Genomic DNA, 14,362 nt, shown 5'->3' with positions numbered 1-14,362 from the left:
CATTGTCAGGCCGAAACAAAACACTGTATAAATAACCAGACCTAAAGCCTGGGAGCGGCCTTTATGCTGGTGCACCTGTCCGTACACAACTACGCCATCGTTGAAAATCTCGATCTCGAACTCGATCGCGGGATGAGCGTGATTACCGGGGAAACCGGCGCCGGCAAGTCGATCATGCTCGACGCCCTCGGCCTGACCCTGGGCGACCGCGCCGACAGCGGCGTGGTCCGACCGGGCGCCGACAAGGCCGACATCCTGGCGACCTTCGACCTGGCTGATATCCCCGAAGCCAGCGCATGGCTGGCCGAGCGCGACCTGGAAATCGACGGCCCGTGCATCCTGCGCCGGGTCATCACCTCGGAAGGCCGCTCCCGTGGCTATATCAACGGCACGCCCTGCCCGCTCGGCGACCTCAAGGCCCTCGGCGAGCTGCTGATCGACATCCACAGCCAGCACGAACACCAATCCCTGCTCAAGACGGATACCCACCGTCGCCTGCTCGACGAGTACGCCGGCGCCACCGATCTGGCCCGACAGGTACAACTGGCCGCACAGCGCTGGCGCCAGACCCGTCAGGAGCTCGAGCGCCTGTCCAACTCCGGCGACGAGCAACGCGCACGTCATCAACTGCTCAGCTATCAGCTCGAAGAACTGGAAAACCTCGGTCTCGGCGAGAACGAACTGGAAGACCTTGAGCAGGAACACAAGAACCTGACCAACGCCGAAACTCTGCTGGGCATCTGCCGGCAAGTGGTCGAACAATGCAGCGAAAGCGATTCCGGCAATGTGCTGAATGCGCTGACCGCCAGCCTCAATCGCCTGTCCAGCGTGAACAACTCGATTGGCGCCCTGGGCGAAGCCAGCAGTTTGCTGACCAGTGCGCAGATCCAGGTCGAAGAGGCTGTCGGCGAACTCAACCGCTTTCTCGACAATTTCGACGCCGATCCGGCACGCCTGCAATATCTTGAAGAACGCCTTGATGCCATTTACACCCTGGCACGCAAACACCGGATCCAGCCGACCGAAGTCGCCGAGATGCAGCAAAAACTGCTGGATGAAATCGAAACCCTGAATGCCAACGACGAATCCATCGAGCGTCTGGGTGAAGAACTTGCTTCATATGCCCGTCATTATCAGGAAAAGGCTCGCGAGCTGAGCGATCTACGCCATCAGGCTGCGGGCAGTCTGGCCAGCGCAGTCGAACAGGAGATTCAACGCCTCGGCATGCCCGGCGGACGCTTCACCATCGAACTGCGCCCCAACGCCAGCGGCGAACTCCTGCCCAACGGACTCGAACAGGTCGAACTGCTGGTCAGCGCCAACCCTGGCCAGCCATTAAAGGCCTTGGCCAAAGTGGCCTCCGGCGGCGAACTCTCGCGGATAAGCCTGGCGATTCAGGTCATCACCGCCCAGACCTCACGCGTGCCGACGCTGGTATTCGACGAAGTGGACGTGGGCATCGGCGGCCCGACGGCCGAGATTGTCGGCCAGTTGCTGCGACGCCTGGGCGAACGCGGTCAGGTCCTGACCGTTACGCACTTGCCGCAAGTGGCCGCGCAGGGCCATCAGCATTTATTTGTGCACAAGGTGCGGGGCGATCAGGCGACTCACACCGCCGTCGCGAAGCTGAGCAAAAATGACCGTATAGAAGAAGTCGCACGGATGCTCGGCGGCATCGATCTGACCAAAGAGTCTCTGGCGCACGCCAAGAAGATGGTCGTTACCGCAAAAGTTTAGGCACGACAGAAAGCACGAAGGCGACCCTCGGGTCGCCTTCGTTCGTTTCGCGAACCTGAAATTCGCGCGACATGCTTACTTTTTCTTGCGTACGTACAGCACCAGGTTGTGATCCACCAACTCGACACCGTGCTCTTCGGCAATTGCCTTCTGGAGCTTTTCGATTTCGATGCTGACGAATTCGACAACCTCACCGGTTTCCACGTTGACCATATGGTCGTGGTGGCCACCGTCGGCCAATTCGAATACCGCGTGGCCGCCGTCGAAGTTGTGACGGACCACGAGGCCAGCCGCTTCGAACTGGGTCAGAACACGGTAAACCGTGGCCAGACCGACGTCCTCGCCAGCTTCCATCAACGCCTTGTAGACGTCCTCGGCACTCATGTGACGCTGCTCGGTAGAGTCGAGCATTTGCAGGATCTTGACCCGTGGCAGGGTCACTTTGAGGCCGGCTTTGCGTAGTTCGCTATTTTCAACCATGGTCAGCTTTCTCGCGATGCTGCTTCGCAGCTTCTCTTAATGCGGGTATGATCGGCGTTTACGTTGTCCCAGCCAAGATAGTGGAAGTCGCCCACCGATGCAAAACACCAAGCTCTTGCTAACCAGTTTCACCTTTGTGGGACTGCTCGCACTCGCCGGTTGTTCATTCCCCGGGGTTTACAAAATCGACATCCAGCAGGGCAATGTCGTCACGCAGGACATGATAGACCAGTTACGCCCGGGAATGACCCGGCCGCAAGTACGGTTTATCATGGGCAACCCTCTGCTTGTCGACACGTTCCATGCCGATCGCTGGGATTATCTGTACAGCCTGCAACCTGGTGGCGGTGAACGCCAGCAGGAACGCATGAGTGTCATTTTCGACTCTAACGACCGCCTTGTCAGCCTGTCCGGTGACTTCATGCCGGGCGTGAGCCGTGACGAAGCCATTCTCGGCAAGGACAGTGGCACCAGCGTGACCGCTCCTGCCGAAAACGCCGAGAAGCCAAAACCGGAAAAACCGGTCAAGCCAGGTTCCTTGCTGGATCAGATCCAGAAGGACGTCGATGGTGTGGAAACCGTTCCGGTTCCGACACCAGAGCCGCTGGACACCTCGCCGCAATAATGTGCGACGCAATAAAAAACCCGGAAATTCCGGGTTTTTTATTGCCTGCCGATCGGCGCAATCACTGTTTTCCGGCTTTGGCCTCGGCAGCCTTGGCGGCCCGCAATCGGCGCACCTCTTTCGGATCAGCCAGAAGCGGTCGGTAGATTTCCAAGCGATCCCCCGCCCGAACAACCCGCACATCCGGATCGGCAATCACTTTGCCGAAAATCCCGACCGGACAACCCGCCAGATCCAGCTCGGGAAAGTCGCCATCGATGCCGCTGGCCGACAGCGCAGCGCGCACCGTCGAACCCTCTGCCACACTGATCGTACGCAACACCTGACGATCAACCGCCGCATACACCACTTCTATTTCGATCACCGGCTCAACCATGCATCTGCTTGGCGCGCTGGCAGAAAGCATCCACCAGAGTGTTCGCAGCCTGATTGAACAGCGGCCCGAGCGTGGCGCGCACCAGCGGGCCGGCATAATCGAAGGACAGATCGAGGCTGATCTTGCAGGCCTTCTCGTTCAGCGCCTTGAACACCCATACCCCGTGCAACTGATTGAACGGACCTTCCTCAAGATTCATCTCGATCGACTGCCCCGGCACCAGGGTATTGCGCGTCACGAAGTGCTGGCTGAGGCCGCCCTTGGCCACACCGACGCTGGCACGCATGTGTTCAGGCGAGCTTTCCAGGACTTCCGCAGACGAACACCACGGCAGAAACTCCGGATAACGCGCCACGTCATTGACCAGGTCATAGAGAAATTGCGCCGGATAAGGCAGCAGCGCTGATCGTTGAATATGTGTCGTCATGTAAGCGTCACTTCCAGAGCTGGGTGGCAAACACTACAAGAATGCCGATGGGCGCCACATAGCGCATCAAGAACAGAGACAGGGCGAACAGCGCCGGGCTGCGAATCGACAATTCGTCACGCACCGCTTCACGCCCCATCACCCAACCGGCAAACAGCACAAAGCACAGCCCGCCGAGCGGCAACATGATCCGCGAGGTGAAGAAGTCGATCACACCAAAGAAGTCCAGACCGCCTGCGGCACCCCATTGGTAGAGATGGAACATCCCGCCTTCGTTCACGAAAAATTTCGCTTCCTTCCAGATATTGAAGGAAAACACCGTGCCCAGGCCGACAAACCAGCAGGTGAACGCCAACCAGAATGTCACCCACGCACGACTGATTTTAGTCCGCTCGACCAGATAGGCGACCATCGGCTCCAGCAGGGAAATCGCCGAACTCCAGGCAGCAATCGCCACCAGAACGAAGAACACCACGCCCATCAACTGGCCGAACAGCACGTTACCGAAAGCAAATGGCAGGCTGACGAACATCAGGCCCGGACCTTCGCTAGGGTTTAAACCGCCGGCGAACACAATCGGAAACAATGCCAGACCGGCCACCAGCGAAACGAAGGTATCGAGCAGCGCCACACCCACGACGGTGCCGGACAGCGAGGCTTCCTTGGTCATGTAGGCGCCGTAGATCATGATCGAGCCCACACCCACACTCAGAGAGAAGAAGGCGTGACCCATCGCCGGCAGCAAGCCATCAAGGACCTTCTCCGGGTGGAAGTCGAACATGAAATGCACGCCTTCCATGAAATGCCCGGTAGTCATGCTGTAGCCCAGCAGGACGAGGACCATCACAAACAACAGCGGCATCATGATCCGCAAGCTGCGTTCAAGCCCGGCGACCACGCCTTTGGCGATCACCACCGCCGACAGCAGCATGAACACCGTGTGCCACAGCGTGATGCGCCATGGGTCGGCGATGACATTACCGAAATAGGCACCAACCTGATCAGCCGTCGCCCCCTGGAAATCCCCGCGCCCCATATCAATGATGTAATCCAGCGACCAGCCGCCGACCACACTATAGAAAGACAGGATCAGTAACGCCGTGATCATCCCGGCGAACGCGCCCCACGACCACTTGCCCGAGTGTCCGGCTTCGAGCGCCAGCACCTTCAGGGCATTCGCCGGACTCTGACGGGCACGGCGGCCGATCAGGGTTTCGGCGAGCATCACCGGAATGCCGATCAGGGCGATACAGGCCAGAAACATCAGCACAAAGGCGCCGCCACCGTAGACCCCGACCATGTAGGGGAACTTCCAGATGCTGCCCAATCCCACGGCCGAACCGGTCGCGGCGAATATGAAAACCCAGCGGCTAGCCCAACTGCCGTGGACAGAAACCTTGTCTGTCGACATCGTTTATCACGCCCAAGCGTTAGAAAAAGAGGCCGCATTGTCCGGGATTCACTCAACCTGCTCAAGCACGCAGCATCACCGTAGCCGACAGCCGTTTATCTCCATATAATGCCGCCCCTATGGCTAAACAGAAGAAACACCCAACAGGGACCATCGCGCAGAACAAAAAGGCGCGACACGATTACTTCATCGAGCACAAGTTCGAGGCTGGTCTGGTCCTGGCCGGCTGGGAAGTAAAAAGTCTGCGGGCAAGCAAGCTGCAACTGGTCGACAGTTACGTCCTGCTCAAGGACGGCGAAGCCTGGCTGCTCGGCAGTCACATCACGCCATTGATGACTGCCAGCACCCACGTCATCGCCGACCCGGTCCGCACCCGCAAGCTGCTGCTCAACCGCCGCGAGCTGGACAAGCTGGCCGCCGCCGTGCAGCAGAAGGGCTACGCCTGCGTGTGCCTGTCCTGGTACTGGAGCAAGCACATGGTCAAGTGCGAAATCGCTCTGGGCAAGGGCAAGAAGGAATACGACAAGCGTGATACCGAACGCGAACGCGATGCCGGTCGCGAATTGCAGCGTGCGGTGCGCAACAAGGGCAAGGAAGACTGATTCTTCTGCCTGAATGACCGTTCCCGCGCCCGGCACGGGAACGGTCATGCTTACATCCCTTTGCGCCGCTCGGCCCGAGCCATGCGCTGAACTTCCTGGCGTACCTCCTCCAGCACTTCCTGCACATACAGAATGTGTCGGCTGGAAACCTCTCGCGCCTGCTCCGCATGTCCTTCGATAATCGCCTGGTACAGTTCCCGGTGCTGAGTGATCAGCATGTCGCGGGTTTCCGTGCGCTGCTTGTACATGCCGCCGATATTGGTCACCACATTGCGCTTGAGCAGGTCGAACAGCCCGCGAATGGTGTGCAGCAACACCGCGTTATGACTGGCTTCAGCGATGGCCAGGTGGAATTTCGCGTCCGCCGCGCCCTCTTCCGCCCGACTGACCTCGTCATGGCGCGAATAGCAGTCCTGTAGCTCTTCGAACGCGGCGGTCAGTCGCTCGCGATCCACATCGGTGGCACGCAATGCCGCGTAATAAGCGCACGACGCCTCCAGCGTGTGGCGAAATTCCAGCAGATCGCGCTGGGCTTCAGGATTGCTTTCCAGCAATTGCAGCAAGGGATCGCTGAAGGTCGAGCCCAGGCTTTCCACCACGTAATTGCCGCCGCCCTGCTTGCTGACCAGCAGCCCCTTGGCCGCCAGTTTCTGGATCGCCTCGCGCAACGAAGGCCGGGACACGCCGAACTGCTCCGCCAATGCGCGCTCGGCCGGCAGGCGCTCGCCAGACTTCAGCGTGCCCTCGAGGATCATCCCCTCGAGCCGCTCGACAATATCGTCAGACAAACGGCGCTGACGTATCTGATCAAACCCCATCACTCAATTCTCCACGAGCCCGACCACTCGCCGGGCTCTCTATTCTGGCCTATCGGCGCCTTGCCGACACCTGCCAGATGAAACGCCCCGGACCGGATCAGATCGAGTCTGCACCGGTGATTCGACGAAAGTTTCAGGGCGGCAAATTGACACACCGACATCAAGGCTTTTACCCTAGCCAACAGCGATTGTAAATTGGTCTTACCAATTAACCAAAAACGCTGACAGTGCCTGACCAACAACAATTAGGGGCCACCCCATATGCAAACCTGGCAACAGCTCTACAGCCCGCTCGGCAGTCTCGGCGTGTCCGCACTCGCGGCCGTCATCCCCATCGTTTTCTTCTTCCTCGCCCTGGCGGTGTTCCGCCTCAAAGGTCATGTCGCCGGCAGCATCACGCTGGCCCTGGCGATTCTTGTGGCGATTTTTGCGTTCCAGATGCCGGTGGACATGGCGTTCGCCGCCGCTGGTTACGGTTTCGCCTATGGTCTGTGGCCGATTGCCTGGATCATTGTCGCGGCGGTGTTCCTGTACAAACTGACGGTCAAGAGCGGTCAGTTCGAAGTCATCCGCAGTTCGGTGCTGTCGATCACCGATGACCAGCGCTTGCAGGTGCTGCTGATCGGTTTCTGCTTCGGTGCCTTCCTCGAAGGTGCGGCCGGTTTCGGCGCGCCAGTGGCGATTACCGCCGCTCTGCTCGTTGGACTGGGCTTCAACCCGCTGTATGCCGCCGGCCTGTGCCTGATTGCCAACACCGCGCCGGTCGCGTTCGGTGCCTTGGGGATTCCGATCATCGTCGCCGGGCAAGTCACCGGTATCGACGCGTTCAAGATTGGCGCCATGACCGGCCGCCAACTGCCGCTGCTGTCGCTGTTCGTGCCGTTCTGGCTGGTGTTCATGATGGACGGCCTGCGCGGCGTGCGTGAAACCTGGCCAGCCGCGCTGGTTGCCGGCCTGAGCTTCGCCGTGACCCAATACTTCACGTCGAACTTCATTGGCCCGGAACTGCCGGACATCACCTCGGCCCTGGCCAGCCTGATCGCGCTGACCCTATTCCTGAAAGTCTGGCAGCCAAAACGCACTGCGGGCGCACAGATCGCCGGTGCAACCTCGAACGTGGCGGTCACTGCCAGCGTCGGCGGTTTCGGCCAGAAACGTACCACCATCGAATCCCCCTACAGCCTCGGGGAAATCTTCAAGGCCTGGTCGCCGTTCCTGATCCTCACCGTACTGGTCACCATCTGGACCCTCAAACCGTTCAAGGCCATGTTCGCCGCTGGTGGCTCGATGTACGCCTGGGTGTTCAACTTCGCGATCCCGCACCTGGATCAACTGGTGATCAAGACTGCACCGATCGTCGCGACGCCGACAGCCATTCCGGCCGTGTTCAAACTCGACCCGATCTCCGCCACCGGCACAGCGATTTTCTTCTCCGCGCTGATCTCGATGGTCATCTTGAAGATCAACTTCAAAACTGGTCTGACCACTTTGAAAGAGACCTTCTACGAACTGCGCTGGCCCATTCTGTCGATCGGCATGGTGCTGGCGTTCGCCTTCGTCACCAACTATTCCGGCATGTCCTCGACCATGGCTTTGGTGCTGGCAGCGACCGGCGCCGCGTTCCCGTTCTTCTCGCCGTTCCTCGGTTGGCTGGGCGTGTTCCTCACCGGTTCCGATACCTCGTCCAACGCGTTGTTCAGTTCGCTGCAAGCGACCACCGCGCACCAGATCGGGGTCAACGACACCTTGCTGGTGGCGGCCAATACCAGCGGCGGCGTGACCGGCAAAATGATTTCGCCGCAGTCGATTGCCGTGGCCTGCGCCGCGACCGGGCTGGTGGGCAAGGAATCCGATCTGTTCCGCTTCACCCTCAAGCACAGCCTATTCTTTGCAACGATTGTCGGCCTGATCACTCTGGCTCAGGCCTACTGGTTCACCGGCATGCTGGTGCACTGATAACGACAAGAAGACTACAAGAAGCATGGAAATAACCGACGCCGGTTCGTGATTCCGGCGTCAGCAATTCACGACCCGGTCTGTAAGGCTGCTGAAAGCAACACGCTCTATATTCGGCAGCCTCACAGACGGATAACCGGGCCCACCCGGAGACACGCCTGATGAGCGAGCTTTTTTACAACGCAGTGCCCAACGCCACTCGCGTCGCACCGCCACTGCCCGAGCCCCGGCAATACCCGAGCGAGAAACCGTCGCGGGTCTACCTGTTCGGCACCTGCGTGGTCGACCTGTTCTACCCGGAAGCCGGGATGGACGCGATCCACTTGCTGGAGCGCGAAGGCATTCGGGTCGACTACCCGCAAGGGCAGAGTTGCTGCGGACAACCGGCCTACACCTCGGGTTACACCGAGCAGGCGCGGACGGTGGCGCGCTCGCAACTGGCGCTGTTTGCCGGGGACTACCCGGTGGTGGTGCCGTCGGGTTCGTGCGCGGGAATGCTGCGCGAGCATTACGCCGACTTGTTCAAGGACGAGCCGGAAACGCTGAAACAGGTTCAGGCCCTCGCGGCCCGCACCTATGAACTGGCCGAGTTCCTGCTGTTCGTCTGCAAGGTGCAGCTCAAGGACAGCGGTAAGCCGGTCAAAGTGGCGCTGCACACTTCGTGTTCGGCGCGGCGGGAAATGAACACCCACCTGCACGGCCGCGAGTTGTTGGCGCAGTTGAGCAACGTGGAACGGGTCAACCACGATCACGAAAGCGAATGCTGTGGCTTCGGTGGAACATTCAGCGTCCGTATGCCAGACATTTCCGGCGCGATGGTGGCTGACAAGACCCGGGCGTTGAAGGAATCCGGCGCGCATCAGGTACTCAGTGCCGATTGCGGCTGCTTGATGAACATCAACGGCTCGCTGGAAAAACAGCAGGAAGCGCTGCGCGGGCAACACCTGGCGAGCTTCCTCTGGCAACGAACCGGAGGTGCGCGATGAGCACCTCCACGATTATTCCTACGGTTGCCGTAGAAGAAGATTTCCGCACCCGGGCGCACAACGCCCTGGGCGACAAGCAGTTGCGGAACAACTTCCGCACCGCGATGGATTCACTGATGACCAAGCGGGCAGCGGCTTTCAGCGATGCCCACGAAAGAGAACACCTGCGTGAACTGGGCAATGCGATCCGTGCCCGCGCGCTCTCCAAGTTGCCCGACCTGCTCGAGCAACTGGAACAGAACCTGACCCGCAACGGTGTGAAAGTGCACTGGGCGGAAACGGTGGACGAGGCCAATGGCATCGTCCTTTCGATCATCCGCGCTCACGAGGCGCGGCAAGTGATCAAGGGCAAATCGATGGTCAGCGAAGAGATGGAGATGAACCATTTCCTCGAGGCTCGGGACATTGAATGTCTGGAGTCCGACATGGGGGAGTACATCGTCCAGCTCGACCACGAGAAGCCTTCTCACATAATCATGCCGGCAATCCACAAGAATGCCGGTCAGGTCGCGTCCTTGTTCCACGACAAACTTGGCGTGGAATACACCAAGGACGTTGACCAACTCATTCAGATCGGTCGCAGGGTCCTGCGGCAGAAATTCTTCGAAGCGGACATCGGCGTTTCCGGTGTCAACTTCGCCGTGGCCGAAACCGGCACCCTGCTGCTGGTGGAAAACGAAGGCAACGGGCGCATGACCACCACGGTCCCGCCGGTGCACATCGCCGTCACCGGCATCGAAAAGGTTGTGGAAAACCTGCGCGACGTGGTGCCGCTGCTGTCATTGCTGACCCGCTCGGCGCTGGGCATTCCGATCACCACCTACGTCAACATGATCTCCGGCCCGCGCAAGGAACACGAACTCGACGGCCCGCAGGAAGTGCATCTGGTATTGCTCGACAACGGTCGCAGCCAGGCGTTTGCCGACAGCGAACTGCGCCAGACCCTGAACTGCATCCGCTGCGGCGCCTGCATGAATCATTGCCCGGTCTACACCCGTGTCGGTGGCCATACCTACGGCGAGGTTTATCCCGGCCCGATCGGCAAAATCATCACTCCGCACATGGTCGGCCTGGCGAAAGTCCCGGATCACCCGAGCGCCTCTTCATTGTGCGGCGCCTGCGGTGAAGTGTGTCCGGTAAAAATTCCTATCCCCGCACTGCTGCGCCGCCTACGCGAAGAGAACGTCAAAGCTCCCGACAGTCCTCATCAAGTGATGCGCGGTCAGGGCAGCAAGTATTCGCGCAAGGAACGCTTTATCTGGAACGCCTGGGCGAAACTCAACAGCTCGCCGACTTTGTATCGACTGTTTGCGTTTTTCGCCACGCGTCTGCGCGCCCTGGCGCCAAACAACGTCGGCCCGTGGACGCAAAACCACAGCGCTCCAAAACCCGCCGCCCGCTCACTGCATGACATGGCTCGCGAGCATCTGGCCAAACAAGGAGACCGTTGATGAGCGCCAAGCAAAACATCCTCGGCAAGTTGCGTAAAAGTCTGACCGGCACCACACCGATTGCCGACAACTTCGATGTCGATCTGGTGACGCAGCCTTACACCTACAGCGCCGAACAACGGATCCCGCAACTGCGCAAACTGATGGAAGCGGTGCACACCGAAATCCATCTGACGTCCGCTGATACGTGGCCGGCGCTGCTGGCGCAATTGCTGCGCGACCGTCAGTTGCCGAGCCTGCTGATCGCACCGACTACACCTCACGGGCAGCGCATCACACAACACTGGGCGAATAATCCTGATCTGCCGACGCTGAAATCCTACGCCCGGCCGATGGAAGACTGGAAAGCCGAGCTGTTCAACCACACCCCGGCCAGCCTCACCGGCACACTCGGTGCCATTGCCGCCACCGGCAGCCTGATTCTCTGGCCGACCCGTGAAGAACCACGGCTGATGAGCCTGGTGCCGCCGGTGCATTTCGCCCTGCTCAAGGCCAGTCAGATCCGCGACAACTTCTATCAGGTGCAGCAGGAATTCGAGTGGGCCCAAGGCATGCCGACCAACGCGTTGCTGGTGTCCGGCCCGTCGAAAACCGCCGACATCGAACAAGTGCTGGCCTACGGCGCCCACGGCCCGAAAGACCTGGTGGTGTTGATCCTGGAGGACCAATGACCTTACCGGCGACTTTCCTGCGCGACACGCAACAACTGATTCCGGCCGAACGCCGTTTCGATGATCCTTTGTCGACACTGGCCTTCGGCACCGATGCCAGTTTCTACCGGCTGATTCCGCAACTGGTGATCCGCGTCGAATCCGAAGATGAAGTGGTGGCGCTGCTGAAACTGGCCCAGCGCGATCAGGTGCCGGTGACCTTCCGCGCCGCCGGCACCAGCCTGTCCGGCCAGGCGATCAGCGATTCGGTGCTGATTGTGCTTGGGGATAACTGGAATGCCCGTGAGATCCGAGGCCAGGGCACGCAAATCCGCCTGCAACCGGGCGTGATCGGCGCCCAGGCCAACGCGTGGCTCGCGCCATTCGGGCGCAAGATCGGTCCGGATCCGGCGTCGATCAACGCCTGCAAGATCGGCGGCATCGTCGCCAACAACGCCAGCGGCATGTGCTGCGGCACTGCACAAAATACCTATCACACGCTGGCCGGGATTCGTCTGGTTTTGGCCGACGGAACCCGACTCGACACCGAGGACGCTGCCAGTGTCGCAGCGTTTCGAACGAGCCACGGTGAATTGCTGGAACGCTTGGCGACACTGGGCCGCGAGACCCGCGCCAATGCCGAACTGGCCGCACGAATCCGCCACAAATACCGTCTGAAAAATACCACCGGCCTGTCGCTCAATGCCCTGGTGGATTTCGATGAGCCTGTGGATATCTTGAGTCACTTGCTGGTCGGCTCCGAAGGCACACTCGGCTTCATCAGCGCGATAACGTACGACACAGTGATCGACCACCCGAACAAGGCCTCGGCGCTGATCGTGTTCCCCGACGTGGAAACCTGCTGCAACGCCGTCACCGTACTGAAAAGCCAACCGGTGTCCGCCGTGGAACTGCTCGACCGCCGCAGTCTGCGCTCGGTGCAGGACAAAGCCGGTATGCCGGATTTCGTACAGCACCTGTCGAACAACGCCTGCGCGCTGTTGATCGAATCCCGCGCCGCCTCTTCCACATTGCTGCAGGAACAACTGGCGCAGATCATGGCGTCGCTCAGCGATTTCCCGGTGGAAAAACAGGTCGATTTCACCGAAGACCCGCTCGAGAACGCCCGCCTCTGGGCGATCCGCAAGGACACCTTCCCCGCCGTCGGCGCCGTACGCAAGACCGGCACCACGGTGATCATCGAAGACGTCACCTTCCCGGTAGAACAACTGGCAATCGGTGTGAACCGTCTGATCGAGCTGTTCGATAAACACGCCTACGACGAAGCGATCCTTTTCGGACATGCGCTGGAAGGCAATCTGCACTTCGTCTTCACCCAAGGCTTCAACAGCCCGGAAGAAGTCGCTCGCTATCAGGCGTTCATGGACGACGTGGCGCAACTGGTGGCCGTGGAGTTCGGTGGTTCGCTGAAGGCGGAACACGGCACCGGACGCAACATGGCACCCTTCGTCGAGCTGGAATGGGGCAGTGATGCCTATCAATTGATGTGGCAGCTTAAGCGACTGCTCGACCCTCAAGGCATTCTCAATCCGGACGTGGTGCTCAGCGAAGATCCGCAGATCCACCTCAAGCACCTGAAGCCGCTGCCGGCGGCCGACGAGATTGTGGACAAGTGCATCGAGTGCGGTTTCTGCGAGCCGGTTTGCCCATCGAAAGGCCTGACCCTGAGCCCACGCCAGCGCATCGTGATCTGGCGCGACATTCAGGCGCGAAAACGCGCCGGGATCGACACCACCGAACTGGAAAAAGCCTACGAGTACCAAGGCATCGACACCTGCGCCGCGACCGGTTTGTGTGCGCAACGTTGTCCTGTAGGCATCAACACCGGTGAGCTGGTGAAAAAGCTCCGCGCCCGCAACGCCACGCATACGAAAGCTGCCAACTGGATCGAAGGAAATTTCGCCACCACCCTGCAAGGGGCGCGCTTCACCCTGCACGTGGCCAATGGTGCGCGGATGCTGCTGGGAGCGCCGCGTCTGGCGAAGCTGTCGGCAACACTGACGCGCCTGTCCAAAGGCCAGGTGCCGCAGTGGACCAACGCCATGCCGCAGCCGGAAAAAGCCATTCGCCTCAGTCCGACCGTCTCGGACGAACGCCCGCGCGTGGTGTATCTGGCAGCCTGCGTATCGCGGGTGATGGGACCGGCGGCGAGTGACAAGGAACAAATGTCGCTGTACGACAAAACCCGTGCCCTGCTGGAAAAGGCCGGTTATCAGGTGGTGTTCCCGGACAATCTGGACAACCTCTGCTGCGGCCAGCCGTTCGCCTCCAAAGGCTACGCCGAACAGGCCGAGCACAAGCGTCAGGAACTGATCGGCGCCTTGTTGCACGCCAGCCGTGGCGGGCTCGATCCGATCTATTGCGACACCAGCCCCTGCACCTTGCGACTGGTGCAGGATGTGGGAAATGTTCGCCTGGATCTGTATGACCCTGTGCGTTTTATCCGTACGCATCTGATGGATCGTCTGGATTTCACTCCGCAGGAAGCACCGATTGCCGTTCATGTGACGTGCAGCACTCAGCACCTGGGGGAAAGCCAGGCGTTGATCGATCTGGCGCGCAAGTGCAGCAAGAACGTGGTCATCCCGGAAGGCATTCATTGCTGCGGCTTTGCCGGCGACAAGGGCTTCACCACGCCGGAACTCAACGGCCACTCGCTGCGCACCCTCAAGGATGCGGTGCAGCATTGCAGTGAAGGGATTTCCACCAGCCGCACCTGTGAGATCGGTCTGACGCAACACGGCGGAATCGACTACCACGGACTGGTCTATCTGGTGGATCGAGTAACCCGGGCCAAACCCCGTGAAACCGCCACCTGAAGA

Annotated in this window: 13 protein-coding genes; 8 read left to right on the top strand and 5 right to left on the bottom strand. The window is 60.1% G+C overall.

The annotated features are described in order from the left end of the window. Positions 1 to 63 precede the first annotated feature (63 nt). Positions 64 to 1,737 carry a DNA repair protein RecN gene (gene recN, locus IF189_RS04035; protein ID WP_192552874.1) on the top strand — a complete coding sequence of 558 codons (1,674 nt, stop codon included), beginning with the start codon at positions 64 to 66 and terminating at the stop codon, positions 1,735 to 1,737. 75 nt (positions 1,738 to 1,812) lie between these two features. Here recN and fur read toward each other — a convergent pair whose 3' ends face one another. Next, entirely contained in the window at positions 1,813 to 2,217 is a 405-nt protein-coding gene (fur, locus tag IF189_RS04030) for a ferric iron uptake transcriptional regulator (protein WP_064119476.1), read from the bottom strand. A gap of 97 nt (positions 2,218 to 2,314) precedes the next feature. Between fur and IF189_RS04025 the strand changes: the two genes are divergently transcribed. Further along, positions 2,315 to 2,842: an outer membrane protein assembly factor BamE gene (locus tag IF189_RS04025; protein WP_085711859.1), complete on the top strand. Its 528-nt coding sequence runs from the start codon at positions 2,315 to 2,317 to the stop codon at positions 2,840 to 2,842. A 61-nt stretch (positions 2,843 to 2,903) separates the two neighbouring features. Here IF189_RS04025 and IF189_RS04020 read toward each other — a convergent pair whose 3' ends face one another. From IF189_RS04020 to IF189_RS04010, 3 genes are read right to left on the bottom strand one after another with little or no spacing between them, the layout of a single operon-like run. Further along, a complete protein-coding gene (locus IF189_RS04020) occupies positions 2,904 to 3,218 on the bottom strand; it encodes an RnfH family protein (RefSeq protein WP_192552873.1) in 315 nt (104 codons plus the stop codon). Next, on the bottom strand, positions 3,211 to 3,645 hold the full coding sequence (locus tag IF189_RS04015; RefSeq protein WP_003221509.1) for a type II toxin-antitoxin system RatA family toxin: 435 nt from the start codon (positions 3,643 to 3,645) through the stop codon (positions 3,211 to 3,213). The genes IF189_RS04020 and IF189_RS04015 overlap by 8 nt, the downstream gene beginning before the upstream one ends. A gap of 7 nt (positions 3,646 to 3,652) precedes the next feature. Next, positions 3,653 to 5,056, bottom strand: coding sequence for a sodium-dependent transporter (locus tag IF189_RS04010; RefSeq protein WP_114881374.1), 1,404 nt, complete (start codon positions 5,054 to 5,056; stop codon positions 3,653 to 3,655). A gap of 119 nt (positions 5,057 to 5,175) precedes the next feature. On the opposite strand from IF189_RS04010, the gene smpB reads away from it, so the two are divergent. Next, positions 5,176 to 5,658 carry an SsrA-binding protein SmpB gene (gene smpB, locus IF189_RS04005; protein ID WP_007953781.1) on the top strand — a complete coding sequence of 161 codons (483 nt, stop codon included), beginning with the start codon at positions 5,176 to 5,178 and terminating at the stop codon, positions 5,656 to 5,658. A 50-nt stretch (positions 5,659 to 5,708) separates the two neighbouring features. On the opposite strand, the gene IF189_RS04000 is transcribed toward smpB, so the two are convergent. Then, positions 5,709 to 6,476 carry an FCD domain-containing protein gene (locus IF189_RS04000; protein WP_192552872.1) on the bottom strand — a complete coding sequence of 256 codons (768 nt, stop codon included), beginning with the start codon at positions 6,474 to 6,476 and terminating at the stop codon, positions 5,709 to 5,711. Between the two features lie 261 nt (positions 6,477 to 6,737). On the opposite strand from IF189_RS04000, the gene IF189_RS03995 reads away from it, so the two are divergent. The 5 genes from IF189_RS03995 (at position 6,738) to IF189_RS03975 (ending at position 14,359) form a co-directional block, all read left to right on the top strand. After that, positions 6,738 to 8,432 (top strand): lactate permease LctP family transporter, encoded by a 1,695-nt coding sequence (locus tag IF189_RS03995; RefSeq protein ID WP_085729534.1) that lies wholly within the window; start codon positions 6,738 to 6,740, stop codon positions 8,430 to 8,432. 161 nt (positions 8,433 to 8,593) lie between these two features. Further along, positions 8,594 to 9,418 carry a (Fe-S)-binding protein gene (locus tag IF189_RS03990; RefSeq protein WP_192552871.1) on the top strand — a complete coding sequence of 275 codons (825 nt, stop codon included), beginning with the start codon at positions 8,594 to 8,596 and terminating at the stop codon, positions 9,416 to 9,418. Next, positions 9,415 to 10,869, top strand: coding sequence for a LutB/LldF family L-lactate oxidation iron-sulfur protein (locus IF189_RS03985; RefSeq protein ID WP_192552870.1), 1,455 nt, complete (start codon positions 9,415 to 9,417; stop codon positions 10,867 to 10,869). The genes IF189_RS03990 and IF189_RS03985 overlap by 4 nt, the downstream gene beginning before the upstream one ends. Further along, positions 10,869 to 11,540 carry a LutC/YkgG family protein gene (locus tag IF189_RS03980; RefSeq protein ID WP_192552869.1) on the top strand — a complete coding sequence of 224 codons (672 nt, stop codon included), beginning with the start codon at positions 10,869 to 10,871 and terminating at the stop codon, positions 11,538 to 11,540. Before IF189_RS03985 ends, IF189_RS03980 begins: the two co-directional genes overlap by 1 nt. Then, positions 11,537 to 14,359, top strand: coding sequence for an FAD-binding and (Fe-S)-binding domain-containing protein (locus IF189_RS03975; protein ID WP_192552868.1), 2,823 nt, complete (start codon positions 11,537 to 11,539; stop codon positions 14,357 to 14,359). The genes IF189_RS03980 and IF189_RS03975 overlap by 4 nt, the downstream gene beginning before the upstream one ends. Positions 14,360 to 14,362 lie beyond the last annotated feature (3 nt).

It is taken from the genome of Pseudomonas sp. IzPS59 (genome assembly GCF_014863505.1).
In the GTDB taxonomy this organism is placed as follows: Bacteria; Pseudomonadota; Gammaproteobacteria; order Pseudomonadales; family Pseudomonadaceae; genus Aquipseudomonas; species Aquipseudomonas kribbensis.
This window is presented reverse-complemented; position numbering and strand designations above follow the sequence as displayed.

Excerpts from the sequence above, each read along its gene's own strand:
- IF189_RS04015 (WP_003221509.1), bottom strand. The coding sequence starts at position 3,645 with ATGACGACACATATTCAACGATCAGCGCTGCTGCCTTATCCGGCGCAA.
- IF189_RS03980 (WP_192552869.1), top strand. The coding sequence starts at position 10,869 with ATGAGCGCCAAGCAAAACATCCTCGGCAAGTTGCGTAAAAGTCTGACC.
- smpB (WP_007953781.1), top strand. The coding sequence starts at position 5,176 with ATGGCTAAACAGAAGAAACACCCAACAGGGACCATCGCGCAGAACAAA.
- IF189_RS04010 (WP_114881374.1), bottom strand. The coding sequence starts at position 5,056 with ATGTCGACAGACAAGGTTTCTGTCCACGGCAGTTGGGCTAGCCGCTGG.
- IF189_RS04000 (WP_192552872.1), bottom strand. The coding sequence starts at position 6,476 with ATGGGGTTTGATCAGATACGTCAGCGCCGTTTGTCTGACGATATTGTC.
- IF189_RS03990 (WP_192552871.1), top strand. The coding sequence starts at position 8,594 with ATGAGCGAGCTTTTTTACAACGCAGTGCCCAACGCCACTCGCGTCGCA.
- IF189_RS03985 (WP_192552870.1), top strand. The coding sequence starts at position 9,415 with ATGAGCACCTCCACGATTATTCCTACGGTTGCCGTAGAAGAAGATTTC.
- IF189_RS03995 (WP_085729534.1), top strand. The coding sequence starts at position 6,738 with ATGCAAACCTGGCAACAGCTCTACAGCCCGCTCGGCAGTCTCGGCGTG.
- IF189_RS04025 (WP_085711859.1), top strand. The coding sequence starts at position 2,315 with ATGCAAAACACCAAGCTCTTGCTAACCAGTTTCACCTTTGTGGGACTG.
- IF189_RS03975 (WP_192552868.1), top strand. The coding sequence starts at position 11,537 with ATGACCTTACCGGCGACTTTCCTGCGCGACACGCAACAACTGATTCCG.
- IF189_RS04020 (WP_192552873.1), bottom strand. The coding sequence starts at position 3,218 with ATGGTTGAGCCGGTGATCGAAATAGAAGTGGTGTATGCGGCGGTTGAT.
- fur (WP_064119476.1), bottom strand. The coding sequence starts at position 2,217 with ATGGTTGAAAATAGCGAACTACGCAAAGCCGGCCTCAAAGTGACCCTG.
- recN (WP_192552874.1), top strand. The coding sequence starts at position 64 with ATGCTGGTGCACCTGTCCGTACACAACTACGCCATCGTTGAAAATCTC.